Raw genomic sequence first — 12,339 nt, 5'->3', positions numbered from 1 at the left:
AATTAGGTATTGCTCGATATCTCCGGATCGACCATGGGCATGTTTCCCGGATGGTGGATGTGGAAGTCGGGCTTCGGCCTCAGCGGCGCATGGCCGAACAGTGAAGCGATGTGAGTGACGAGGCTCTTGACCTTCGCCTTGTCCGGCGTCTCGTTGTTCACGCAGCTCTCGAAGGTGCCGCCGATGACGACATGGTCGGAGCGTGGGAACATGTAGCCGTTCTGGCCGTAGAGATACTTCAGCTGTGGCTGCGGAGGAAGCATGGCGAGCTGACCCTTGATGGGAACCAGTTTCGCGTCGTTCCAGAGTTTTCTTGAGCCGAACCCGGTGCAGTTGATGATGATCTTCTGTGTCAGTGTCGTGAGGATCTGCGAACTACTGGTGAACTCCCGGTGAGTGACCGTGACACCGCGGTTGTTCAGATCTTTTTCTAGTTTGCTCAGGAAGGCCGGCGGCTCGACCAGCAGCGTCTGGTACAGGTATCCGGGCTGGGTGTGCCCCTCGAACGGCAGGCGGCACAACCGGACGCGGTCAGGCAGGAGATTGGGCACGAGCGTCATCACCGCCTCGAGGTTCTCCGAGAGGGACGATGTGTAGTTGGGCCGTTCGACGACGCCGAAACCCATTCCGATTTCGCTTGTGAAGGTCCTATAGGAGTTTTTGAGAATATCCTTGAGTTCGTTCTCTTTTCCGGCGAACGCGACGACGGACACAGCCCACTGGCCGCCCGCCTTGTACGACGTCGTCTCCTTGACGGCACGATCCGAATAGATCTTGACCCGGAGGCCGAGGTCGAGGAGCAGCGTCGCCGCGGTCAGCCCCATGACACCGGCGCCGAGCACCGCGACCTCCGCCCCGTGAGACGCGCCGATATGGCTCTGGACGATCTCCTTCACCCTATTGGCACAGCCCCAGCTCAATGTGATTCCGGCGCCGCCATGGCCGTAGTTGTGGACGATGAACTTGCCGGATTCCTGCTCCGCTTCCAGCCGATAGGAGCCGATCCGATACGGTCTCACCCCGGCGATGCACGCACCTGGGGCATCGGGGTTGAAGGTGAAGTTCGGCGTTGGGAGGTTGGAATCCACCGGTACGCAGTCGGGTGACATCTCTTAACCTCTCAATGCGGTCGTCCTCGGTGGCGGATCGCATGCCGTCAGACTCTGGTGAGTCCTTGCGCGAAATCGAAAACCTTGTCCGGGTCGTAGGTATGTGCGACCGTGCGGAGCTTGTTCAGGTTCGACCCGTAGTAGGCGTTCGGCCAGTCGGGCAGGGCGGGATCGATGTAGTTCACGTGTCCCTTGCCGATGCCCTGAGCACCCATCTTGGCCACGACCTCGGCGACATTGCGACGCGCCTTGGCCTGGTTGCTGGCCGTGGTGCCGGCGTAGATCTGTGCGGTGGCGAACGCCTTACGGTAGGGGAACGCGGTGTCATGGACGCCCAGGTCGGCTACCGCGCCCCCGAGCGGGTCGAGGATGAGGGCGATTCCTTTGCGACCGGTGAGCAACGCCACGAGAGCCTTCGGATCGGCGACGGGAGCGTCCAGAATTCGCGACGATGCCACGAAGGTCTCCCGGCCCGTCCCACCGGCCAGGAATTTCATCGCCTGGAAATAGTCCCGTTCCAGTACCTTTCGGGTGTCCGGGGTGACGCCGGAACGGCTCACCAGATCGTCCAGCAGCGGGTTGCACGCGCTACCGCGCCCGACGAAGCAGCCGGCCACCCGGCATTTCGGCGTATCGCCGGAGTCGATGATGAGGCTCGCCCACATCTTCCTCGACGCCGCCGAGATCCACTGCTGCCACGCGGTCAAGACCTTGCGTGTCCGTACCTCTCCCGCGGGGAACTTGAGGACGAACACCGTCAGCGCCGGAGCCGGCACGGTCGAGAACGTGAACTTCGTGACCACGCCGAGGTTTCCTCCGCCGCCTCCGCGAAGGGCCCAGAACAAGTCCGGGTCCTGATCGGCCGTAGCCGTGCGGACCGCCGCGTCCGCGGTGACGATTTCAGCGGCGACCAGGCGGTCGCAGGTCAGACCGAGACTGCGCTGCAGCACTCCAAGCCCGCCGCCCAGAGCGAGCCCGGCGATGCCAACGCTGAAACAGGACCCCGCCGGAAGACAGCGTTTCGCCGCGGCGAGCTTACGGTAGACATCTTCCAATACCGCGCCGGAGCCGATGCTTGCGGTGCCGTCTTTATGGACGTCCACAGTCGACAGGCGGCGCATGTCGATGACAAGACCCCCAGGTGGAGCCGAGTATCCGACGTAGCTGTGCCCGCCGCCACGGGCGGCCACCGGGATCCGTGTCCGAGCCGCTGAGACCGCCTCGCGAACGTCATTCACCGTCGCGCACTGTGCCACCGCGGCGGGTATGTGGTCATCCGTCAGCGTGTTGAACAGTTTTCGGGCGTCGTCAAATCCAGGATCCCCCGGCCGCAGCAGCTTTCCGCGCATTCGCCGCCGCAGCGCGTCCCAGTCCACCCCGGTCCCGGAAAACGCCTTGTCCTGCGTACGCAACGACGAATCTCGCATCGTGGTCACCGTCTCCTTGTTCCGCATGGGAGATCATGAGAACGACTAAATAAATACTGCAATCTCCATCAGCGCGTACTGTGTCCACGGCGACATCGGGGCTAACATACCTTTGGCCAATGATTGCCAGGAAGTAGATATCTCCTCAGTCGATCTCGGGAGCTTCGGCCGTAATTCCCACCAATCGTACGGAGGAATCCGTGGCCGGGACCGGCACCACCGATGGGTACGGCCCGGCACAGGCAGGTGTTCTCGTCGTTCGCTTCTCGCGTGCTCGGTGTTTCGCGCAGGAGAAACGCCCGCCGCGCCGCTGGGCGACGGCGCGGCGGGGAGCGGGGCTCGTCAGCCGTCGACGGCCGGGCCGGGAACCGCGTTGTAGCCGGCGAACGGGCCGGTCGGTATGCCGTTAAAGGGACGGATATTGAAGGCCAGGAAGCCGTTGGGTTGGCGGGCCAACAGGTACTGGGTCAGCGGGCCGCCGTTGGGCTGGAGGGTGAAGGCCGCCGGGTTGGCGGTCACCTGTCCCTCGACGCGCTCGAATGGGGAGTAGGTACCGCTGCCGTCGGTCTGTCGGCTCGTCTGGATGGTGTTGTCACTGGTCCGGACGTACACGCTCTCGGTCGATGCGCCGATGTCGCTTGTGGCCGTGACGGCGGGCAGCGGCCGCCAGGTCGCTCCTCCGACGGACAGGCTGAACGCGTACACCCGATTGTCCTCGCCGCGGGCGAAGAGCGTCCGCTGAGCGCTGAACGGCGAGTCGCGTTCGACCGTGAGATTGCTGGTGACGCGCAGGTCGCCGAGCACCTGGTAGCCGGAGGCACCGGCCGGGCCCACCCGGTTGGCGTAGACGCGATTGTCGGTGCCCCGGACGAAGATGCGGGTGTTGCCGCCGACGGTGAGGAGTTGGAGTCCTGCGGTGATGTCGCTGGTGATCACCCCGCCGAGGCTGCTCCAGCCCGTCCAGGCGCCGTTGCGGCGGACGTTGGTCCACACCGCGCCGTCCTGTCCTCGGGCGAAGAGCCGAACGCTGCCGGTCGGCTCGTCCCGCGGGACGATCGACTCGATCTCACCGGTGACCGTGAGGCCGGACAGCACGGAGTACCCGGTGACGCCACCGGACGGCGTGACGGTGTTGGTGTAGACCCGGTTGTCGGTGCCCCGGACGAACAGATCAGTGCCGTTGGCCGTGACCACCGCGGACGGGTCGCCCACAATGACGCCCCCGAGAGACTGGAACGGAGCGAACCCGCTGCCCGAGCGCGCGCTGTAAAGCAACGCGCCATCGGTGCCGCGTGCGGCCACTCCTCTCGCCGGTTGATTGGCGGTCAGGTCGAAGGCGACACGTGGAGTGCTGAGGTTCGGTAGGTCGGCGGCATATGGCTCCGGCGGCTGAGTAGCCGCCGAGGCAGGCGAGGCAAGCCCCAGCAAGCCTGCCACGACGGCCGACCCGACGGCCGCCGTGAACACCTTGCGGAACCGGACGAGATGCATCATTAGGCGTCCCTTCATCGCATGAACGACACCTATTCGCCGCCGGACACGCGCCGGATGAACGATGTAGCCCCGAATGCACGCGATGAGAGCTGCCGCTGCGTGGCTTCGCGGGCCGTCCTCGCCATCGGGGAGAATGCTGGCATGACCATGCTGGACGGACGGCGCGTATACACCCGCGGCGACCTGATGGAGCGCTACGGGCTGGGTCGTAGCACGCTGGAAAAGTTGTATCGGGAGAAAGAGGCCAACGGTCATCCCGAAGCAGTGGGATCGGTCGGCTCGCAGCTTGCTTGGGACTCCGAGGAGTGGGACCGCTGGTATGCGGCACGTCAGGCGAGCCCGAAGGTCCCGGCCGGTCTGGTCACACGGGACGAGTTGAGCGCCCGATACGGCCTAAGCCGCCATGCGCTCAAGAAGCTGTGGAGCGAACGTGAGAGCAATGGCCACCCGGACGTCGCCCTCCAAGTGGGCAAAGCCCTCTACTGGGACGAGAAGCAGTGGTCGGCCTGGTACGCAGGCCGCGAGGAACATTCCGCCACCGACGATGACCCCGATGCTCTGGTGACGTTGGCCGAGGCGGGCCGAATCCTGGGCCTCGCCCAAAGCAGCGTCACCGTCTACGCAAAGCGTCCACCCGCCGGATGGCCCGAACCCGTCCGCCAGGAGGCGCTGGGCGGCGGCCGAGTCCGTCGCCTCTACCGCCGAGGAGACATAATCGCCTACGGCAAAGCCAAGCCTCCTCAGCGGAATTGATGTTTGTGGGCTTTGTATCTCCGTCGATCCGGTACTGCTCAGGGATGTCGCTCCATAGAAGCTGTGCGAGGGCCCCTACGGCGGCGGGTTCCACAGCCGCGAGCATCACCTGAATCGAGTTCTCTCGAGTAAGCCCTCGAGATGGCCATCGCCACCCATGCCTGCGTGTGCGGGTCGGCGGCAGAGCGGGGCGACCTGCTCTGCCGCCCGGACCAGCTCCGCAGCGCGCTCCGCCTCACCGATTTCGCTCAGCGCCCTCGCCGCCGAGACCAGCGCCTCGGCCTGCGCGGACTCGTCGGCGATGGACAGAGCGATCCTCTCAGCACGTCCCGTCTCACCCATGTCGGCCAGCGCCCTCACGAGATCAAGCAGCACTTTCGAGCACACGTCTGGACGTTCGATGGAACGGGCGGTCCTTTCGGCGTGTTCCAGCGCGCCTGCCCGGACGAAAACACCCGCTGCCTGTGCGAGTGCCTTTGCCTTGGCAGGTACTACTCCGGCGTCTTGGGCGGCCACCCCCCCGCTGCCGGTATCCGTCGGCCCACTGGTGCAGGCGCTCCTGCAAACCGGTGAGTTCCGTGACACCGAGGTTGCGCACGGCGGTCTGCTGCAACTCTTCGTGAGCGAGCATGAATGCCTGAGCGCCCGCGCGGTGCCAGCGGCTGTCATGTGTGCTGAACGTCAGGCCTGACACGGCTTGGAGCATCCGCTCCACCGTCCGCGGCGACTCGCCGGTCAAGTCTGCTAGGTCGCCACTGGACAGACCGCCCCCGGTGGCCGTCACCAGCCCTAGAAGCCGTCGTCCCCAGACCGCCCTCGTCCAGGAGGCGCGTTAGCTCGCATTCGGGGTCCGCCCGAACCATCTCGGCGTGTGCCGACGGCCGGAGCGGGCGGACGATCGAGAGGTTGCTCAGCGGGTGGCCGCCCGGGGACATCGGTGGGGACCGGCGGATGAGGGCAACCGGCGACGATCACCAGCGTGCCTTCGGGGGCACGGCGGGTAACAACGCCGCGATGCTGTGCGCGTCCGGCGCCCGGTTGTCACACCTCGGTCCTCGTCCAGACCGTCGACGACCAGAACCAGCCGCGTACCGTGGCGCCGGGCGGCCACGGCCGCCTCGTGGAGCAGCCGGTTGAACCAGGCCTGGCGATTGGAGTTGGTGAGCACATCGGGAAGCGGCTGCCCGGAGATCTCCGCGAGCTGCTCCAGCACGACCTCAAGAAACGCGGACCGATCACTTTGCCCGCGTACCGAGCGGTGATGAAGAAAGACATGATTCGTACGCCGGGGGCGGGTGGAGGACGAACCACGCCATCAGCGCCGAATTGCCCGTCCACGCCAGCCCCTGCCACCACACGTAGGACGCGCCTTGTGGACGGGTGCAGAACCTCGTCAGCTCCACCAGTTCCGTGTCCCGGTCCAGCAGCTCCCACGGGAAGATCTGCTCCACCTGCTGCAGGTAGGCCGACCGCGCCACGCGACTGGTCGGCTGCCCTGTGAAGATCTGGACACCGTTGACGTTGCTGCCGTCACCGCCGATCGCCATCCCGGTGCGCCGGACACTGAATCTGTACCAGGGCCTGTCACCCAACGCGGACCACCCGTCCACGAAGAGTCCTGTACGAGTCAGGACAATTGAACGCCGGTGTTGGCATCGCCGTCGTCCGACTCGGCGTCTCCAGTGCGGTTCACCCGAACGTCCTCGGGGAGGGAGCCCGTCGATCCCGACAGGCCGGCGTTCGCCAGGCCCGGTCTGTCGTGGCCAGGCCGGTCTTCGCCAAACGCAACCGACCGTTCCCTGATATTGCGGGGAGCGCCGACCAGACAGCGACGCCCACTGTGGCGACCGCCGCCAGCGCCGACACCACGACAGCAACCTTGTTCGCCTGGTCCCACCGCACCACAGCCAACACCGCGGCCAGGAGGGCGACGACGCTAGCCGTCACGAGGATGACCGTCGGCCGCGCATTCATAGGACCATCTTCTATGTGTATGGCCTCAGAGCGAGACGAAGCACGTCGGAGTAGTCCCACCCAGAGGGCCGAGGGGTGTCGTCGCGACGCCCAGTTGGAACCGGCCCCAGTGCCGGACCGGCTGTGTCCAACGTAGCGCCGCCATCCACCGAGTTGCCGGTTGCCTCTAGTTAAGGTGAGTATTACACTCACTAACATGGACGGCCAACTTGATGAAGAGCCTCTGCCTCTCCTCACGAGTGAAGAGCTGGCAGCCCTGGAAGGAATCGGGCACACGATCCACCGTTCGGCAGGCCATCCCTTCTTCCTGGAGGGCGAGCAGGGTGATTTCGCCTTGTTGATCAGGAAGGGGCATGTCAAGGCCATACGAGGCAAGCCGCCGCGCACCATCGATGTCCGTGGGCCGGGAGAGATCGTTGGCGAGATGGCCGTGATCCGCGGGAAACCGCGAATGGCAGGCATCATCGCCTTTGATGACGTGGAAGCTCTCTACCTTCCCGGGCGCAGGTGGTTGCGGTTCCTCTACGATCACCCACGCGCCATGCATGCTCTACTGGCTATGACGGACGACATGGCCGATCGGGCAACCATGAAGAATGTCGAATCCGAACTGGCCATCGAGCAACAGATCGCCAAGAGAATCATCGAGCTCACAGACTCCGGGCTCGGTGAGATGGCTGATGATGGAGCTGTGCTGTTGCGGCTGAGTCAGCAGGACTTGGCAGCTCTAATCGGCGCGAGAAAGCTTGACTCCGTCAAGAAGGTCATCCGGCAGCTCAAGGCTTCAGGGATCATCAACACCGGCAGGCAAACGATCAGGATCCTTCAGCCCGCCGCCCTGCGCGAAATCGCAGACGGCAACCTGACGGTCTCGTGATCGGCCTGGGAACGCAGATGTCGTCGCAACTGCTCGAGACTATGGGACGCATCGCTATGCTTGTCGCCGCTCTCGCCATCGCTATCCACGTGAAGGCGGTGGCGTGGGTGCTGCAGACGTGGATCGAACAGGCATCTCGCACACGTCGACTTAGCAAAGCGCTGGAGGGTTCCAGGCCCACACAGCGGCCGGGGATCATCATTGCGTGCAGTCAGCTAGAGGGAAGGCTCGAAGGGAAGCCAGCCAACGACTTGACCGACGGAGCAAGCCCGGTTCAGGAGCATCTTCGACTGCCGGTCTCAACCTCCCCGAGAAAGCGCAGCCACAAACGTCGTGGGGACTGACGTGCACGAGGCAGCACGCTCTGTGGCCCTTCATGAGGACACGCTGATCTGCCGCCTAGTCAAGCTTGTGACCGAGCTTGACCTGGACCGTCGCGATTTCGTGGTCTTTGGCAGCGGCCCACTGCTAGCACACGGATTGCGCAACAGCATTCATGATCTGGACGTTGTGGCGCGCGACAAGGCGTGGCGACGTGTTTCCCAGTACGGTCTGCCAACAACCGGCACTATCAATGGCGCTCCGATCGCAATGTTCTGGGGTGGGCTAATACAATTCTCTCCGGGATGGATATCGGGAGACTGGGACACGGATGACCTGATCGACAGAGCCGAGATCGTCCAGGGACTGCCTTTCGCCCCGCTAGCCGATGTCCTAGCGTACAAGTTGGTGCTACGTAGACCTAAAGACTGCCCTGACATTAAAATACTATGCGCCTTGCTGGGTCAGCCGGACGGGATCTGCAGTAGTGCCCTTCCTGCACCGCCAAGCGACGCACATGCGCGCGGGGACGACCACCGCGGTCGCTTCTGAGGTGCGCGCGCCAGCCGAGGCCTTGCATACGGCTGCGATTTTCGACGACCTTCCAACTTGCTCTATGAAAAATACGCTCGACCGCTCATCGTGCGCAGCGCACCACCTTTTACTGGGCTCGTCTTGATTAAATTGCTTGCCGCGCCGTCTATCCCCGTCAACGGCGCTCTTCTGCGGTCCTGTCCTAGTTCGATGGTCGATACGTGGGCTTCGGCGGGTCTTCAGACCGCAGCAGTGCGTGGAGCCGGTTGAGACGTTGCTGGGCACTTACGAGGCAGGGAGGACAGTGTGGTGAGACGCGCAGTGGTCAGAATGCGTTGTTCTCCTGACCGGGATAAGTAGGTCTCGGCCGCGGCGCGTCAGCTTTTACCCTCATCCTCGCTGGCCGGGTCGGCCCTGCGTTCAGTCGGATCGGGTTTCTTTCTGCGGCATCACGAGTCCTCGTCTGTGAGGGGCTCGGCTTGCAGAGCCGAGGGGCGGTTGGGAGATTTTGGAGCTCGAACGAGGCCCGGCGGTGGTGGGAGCCCGGCGGTGCGAATCAGGCGTTTGCCACAGGCGGGAGCAAATTGTTCGTGTGCGGCGCGGCGAGACGGCAGCGGCGCATCACCCAACGCGCCTAGGACGCCATAACCTACACTTGCCACGGGGCCGGGCGCACGGCTGGCATCAGCGACCCTCCCGGCAACAGGTGCGACGTTCGCGGCCGCGAAATCTAGACCACCGACCCGGAGAAGGGAACGACCACTCTCACCTGCGGCGGCCTAGACTGGATTCCCTCCGTCATCGATGCATGCGCAAGCAGCTCTTTGCCGCCTACGACGGGCTGGACCGCAAGGGCGATCTGCGGGGGCGTGGGGTTACTACACAGCACCGCACGGCAAGGGCATGTTGACTTCGGCCACCGGCTACCGTGGTGCAACTCGCAGTCGAGATTGACCGAGCGTAATGGAGACAGTGGATGACCCGGGCCAGTTTAGTGGCTCAGCGTCACTTGGCGCTGTTCAACGAATGTGTGAGCAATGGGGATTTCTCCGCTCTCCTCGCGGAGTTCGCCCCCGATGCCGTGGTCAAGTTCGAGAACGTGCCCGGAGCGGGAACTCTGGAGTTCCGGGGGCTTCAAGCCATCATCGCGGCCTATGAACGGCAGCCGCCGGACGACCAGATCGACGTCACCACCGAGGCGTTCGAAGACGGCGAGAGCATCGTGGTGCCGTTTGCATGGCGCGCAGACGGCAGCAAGGGGGTCATGCGGTTGACGTACGCCGACGGTCGCCTAGCCCAGATGGTCGTGACCTTCGGCTAGGTTGCGGGTTCGGCCGCCGGTCTACTGGGCCCGCGCGTCGCCTAGGCCGGTGTGGTCAGGCCCATGAACTTGCTGCAACGCCGGATCGCGCCTTCGTCTCCCTCGATCGTCAGGCGCCCGGTCGCCACCGCGTCGAACGGCGACAGCAACTCGGCGCCGATCCGGACGAAGGTCCGCGCATCCGTTGACACCACAATGGCGGGCGCGTTCGCTGGTCCTTGATGGGCAGTGGCCCTTTCATCCTGGACGTGAATGTGGAAGACCTCGTCGTCGACCCGGAATTCGTACGACTCGTTGATGGACGGAGCAGGCCGGCCGTGGATCATGGCCTGTACGGCCAGAAAGCCCCAAGCGCTTCGGGCGGCGCCGGTCTCCGCGTCGTCCTCGCTCAGGAAGTTCATGCCCCAGCGGGAGAGCATCAGGAGCGGAGCGTGGAGATGCTGACCGGTGGCCGTCAACCGGTACTGCTTCCCCCGGCCGTCTCCCTCCACGGGAAGCGCTTCGATGATCCCCTGCTCGGTGAGGACGCGAAGACGCTCCGACAGGAGGTTGGTGCCCAGGCCGGGCAGGTTCTCCTGGATCTCCGAGAACCTCGCTGGTGCGAGGAGGAGTTCCCGAACGATCAGCAGGGTCCAGCGCTCGCCGATGACGTCCAGAGCGGAGGCCAGGCCGCAGAACTGTCTGTAATGTCGCTTGTCCGCCACGCACACCCCAGGACGACGATCGCTACACGGGACAGCAGTAACGTAGCCGACTTCTCGTGCACTCCTTGACAGTCACTTCAGAGAGGCATAGCTATCTGGAGAGTCGCAGGGAGGCTCTCATGGCACGTGTCCCGGAGTTCATGCGTTCGCTCGTTCGGCCCCTCCGAGGCCCGCGCGACTCGACGAGCGCGGCTGAGGCAGAGGCGGGAGCCCTGCCCATGACGCCCCCGCAGGAAGCGGCGCCCAGAACACTGCTCGGCAATTCGACCTCCGGGGTCAAGATTTCTGGACAACTCCCTCCGCTTCCAGCCCTGGAGGATCTCGGCTACAACGGTCGGCCACCGTTAGATGACGCGTCGCGGGGACAGGGGACGAGATCGCCCTACGAGCTGCTTGACCTGCATGTTGCGTACCTGAATCACGGGATCCAAACCCGCGACTGGGGACCGCTGCTCGACCTTTTCGCTGACGGAGCAGTGGTCACCTTCGTTGGTCTCCAGGGCGGACCCTACGAGGGGCGGGACGGCATCAGGGACGCCTATGACCAGCATCCTCCCGAGGTCCCCGTGCACATCGTGGGAACGAGGTTCGTGGAGGGCATGCTCGTCGCCGCCTACGCGTGGGACTCCGTCCCGCATGAGCAGGGAGGCGACATGGTGCTTGAGGTGGGTGGCGGTCAGATCGTCCGGCTCACGATGACCTTCGCGTCTCGGCGCCCCGGCCCTTCGGAGGCTCGGCAGTGAGGTGACCTATCCGATCACTTCACTTGTTGCTAGTAGTTGCTACATCCTCGAACATACTGTCGGCCAATGTAGCTAGATCACCGTGCGTACATGGCTCTGCTCTTGCCGAACTAAGGGAAAAGTGACTATCAATAACAGAAGTCATCTACAGAAAGATGAAGGGGGTTCACGATGGTCGCCGATCCACATGAGGGCCTCGACCCGTCCGAGGAGACGCCGGACACCGGGGAGAGCCCGGACGGAGACGGCATCAAACGTCGCACGTTCGTCACGGGCACCGCCGCCGCCGGTGCGGTGGCCGCGGCCGCGGCCGTGCTGCCGGCGGTGGCGGCGGATCCGGTCGCGGCCGCGGAGAAGCGGGCCGACACGGCTGCCATCCCGGGCAGCAAGCATTTCGCCACGATGCTCGCCTTCGGCGACTTCGAACTCAGCGAGGAAGGCAAGCTCCTTTTCACCAAGCCCGCGGTCGTGGAGGCCCCGAAGGGGCCCGACGACCCCGTGGTCATCGCCTGCGCGGGAATCCAGGGGCTCAGCGGGGTCACCACCGAGCGGCAGATTCTCGCGACCAAGAACGGCAAGCCGCGGGTCGGCCTCACCCGCATCCTCACCCACTTCCAGTGGGAGAACCCCAAGGTTCTCATCGAGCAGAACCCCTACAAGAACAGCTGGGGAGAACTGGTCGGCCACGGCACGGGAGGCATCGGCAAGCTGCTGCCGGGCAGGGCGACCTTCCACCAGTACCTCATCCTCACGGCCTTCGACAGGCCGCTGATCAACGCCAAGCCCATGGTCATGACGGCTGAGGACGTCAAGCAATGGCCGCCCATCGGCTCCCACTTCAAGACCGAGGGGCCGACCGACTTCTACGACCTGTCATCACTGACCCGTCCGGGAGACATGGCCTCCGAGGTCGCACCGAACTCACCGGTGATCGCCACTCTCGCGGCGTGCCAGACCATCGTCATGACCCAGGTGTTCATGCCGTCCATTCCTGGGTGACCGCCAACGACGATCCCACCTCCGGTCTGGTGACCCGTGCGCGACTTCACCAGACCGGAGTTCTGGCTCCTTCTCCAAAGGCA

At 64.5% G+C, this 12,339-nt stretch carries 11 protein-coding genes; 5 read left to right on the top strand and 6 right to left on the bottom strand.

Annotated elements, in window-relative coordinates:
- Nucleotides 1-2 precede the first annotated feature (2 nt).
- From FXF65_RS15935 to FXF65_RS15925, 3 genes are all read right to left on the bottom strand, one after another.
- The gene (locus FXF65_RS15935) at nucleotides 3-1,109 is read right to left on the bottom strand and encodes an FAD-dependent oxidoreductase (protein WP_148350742.1); all 1,107 of its coding nucleotides are present in this window, start codon (nucleotides 1,107-1,109) and stop codon (nucleotides 3-5) included.
- Nucleotides 1,110-1,156: 47 nt separating this feature from the next.
- Nucleotides 1,157-2,563: an FAD-binding oxidoreductase gene (locus FXF65_RS15930; protein WP_148350741.1), complete on the bottom strand. Its 1,407-nt coding sequence runs from the start codon at nucleotides 2,561-2,563 to the stop codon at nucleotides 1,157-1,159.
- A 315-nt stretch (nucleotides 2,564-2,878) separates the two neighbouring features.
- Nucleotides 2,879-4,030: a DUF8189 domain-containing protein gene (locus FXF65_RS15925; RefSeq protein ID WP_222868586.1), complete on the bottom strand. Its 1,152-nt coding sequence runs from the start codon at nucleotides 4,028-4,030 to the stop codon at nucleotides 2,879-2,881.
- 18 nt (nucleotides 4,031-4,048) lie between these two features.
- Here FXF65_RS15925 and FXF65_RS15920 point away from each other — a divergent pair, with 18 nt between their 5' ends.
- The gene (locus FXF65_RS15920; protein ID WP_246198727.1) at nucleotides 4,049-4,783 is read left to right on the top strand and encodes a hypothetical protein; all 735 of its coding nucleotides are present in this window, start codon (nucleotides 4,049-4,051) and stop codon (nucleotides 4,781-4,783) included.
- Between the two features lie 105 nt (nucleotides 4,784-4,888).
- Here the strand turns inward: FXF65_RS15920 and FXF65_RS15915 are convergent, their stop codons facing one another.
- Entirely contained in the window at nucleotides 4,889-5,299 is a 411-nt protein-coding gene (locus tag FXF65_RS15915; protein WP_148350739.1) for a hypothetical protein, read from the bottom strand.
- Nucleotides 5,300-6,018: 719 nt separating this feature from the next.
- Nucleotides 6,019-6,330: a hypothetical protein gene (locus FXF65_RS15910; protein WP_148350738.1), complete on the bottom strand. Its 312-nt coding sequence runs from the start codon at nucleotides 6,328-6,330 to the stop codon at nucleotides 6,019-6,021.
- Between the two features lie 623 nt (nucleotides 6,331-6,953).
- Between FXF65_RS15910 and FXF65_RS15905 the strand changes: the two genes are divergently transcribed.
- Both FXF65_RS15905 and FXF65_RS15900 read left to right on the top strand, forming a co-directional pair.
- On the top strand, nucleotides 6,954-7,634 hold the full coding sequence (locus tag FXF65_RS15905) for a Crp/Fnr family transcriptional regulator (RefSeq protein ID WP_148350737.1): 681 nt from the start codon (nucleotides 6,954-6,956) through the stop codon (nucleotides 7,632-7,634).
- Between the two features lie 1,831 nt (nucleotides 7,635-9,465).
- Complete coding sequence (locus tag FXF65_RS15900; protein WP_148350736.1) at nucleotides 9,466-9,810, top strand: nuclear transport factor 2 family protein; 345 nt, start codon at nucleotides 9,466-9,468, stop codon at nucleotides 9,808-9,810.
- A gap of 41 nt (nucleotides 9,811-9,851) precedes the next feature.
- On the opposite strand, the gene FXF65_RS15895 is transcribed toward FXF65_RS15900, so the two are convergent.
- Nucleotides 9,852-10,514, bottom strand: a complete 663-nt coding sequence (locus FXF65_RS15895; protein ID WP_148350735.1) for a winged helix-turn-helix transcriptional regulator — start codon at nucleotides 10,512-10,514, stop codon at nucleotides 9,852-9,854.
- Nucleotides 10,515-10,990: 476 nt separating this feature from the next.
- On the opposite strand from FXF65_RS15895, the gene FXF65_RS46120 reads away from it, so the two are divergent.
- Both FXF65_RS46120 and FXF65_RS43770 read left to right on the top strand, forming a co-directional pair.
- A complete protein-coding gene (locus FXF65_RS46120) occupies nucleotides 10,991-11,257 on the top strand; it encodes a hypothetical protein (protein ID WP_342787337.1) in 267 nt (88 codons plus the stop codon).
- 171 nt (nucleotides 11,258-11,428) lie between these two features.
- Entirely contained in the window at nucleotides 11,429-12,256 is an 828-nt protein-coding gene (locus FXF65_RS43770; RefSeq protein WP_187412324.1) for a hypothetical protein, read from the top strand.
- Nucleotides 12,257-12,339 lie beyond the last annotated feature (83 nt).

The organism is Actinomadura syzygii (assembly GCF_008085905.1).
Classification (GTDB): Bacteria; Actinomycetota; Actinomycetes; order Streptosporangiales; family Streptosporangiaceae; genus Spirillospora; species Spirillospora syzygii.
This window is presented reverse-complemented; position numbering and strand designations above follow the sequence as displayed.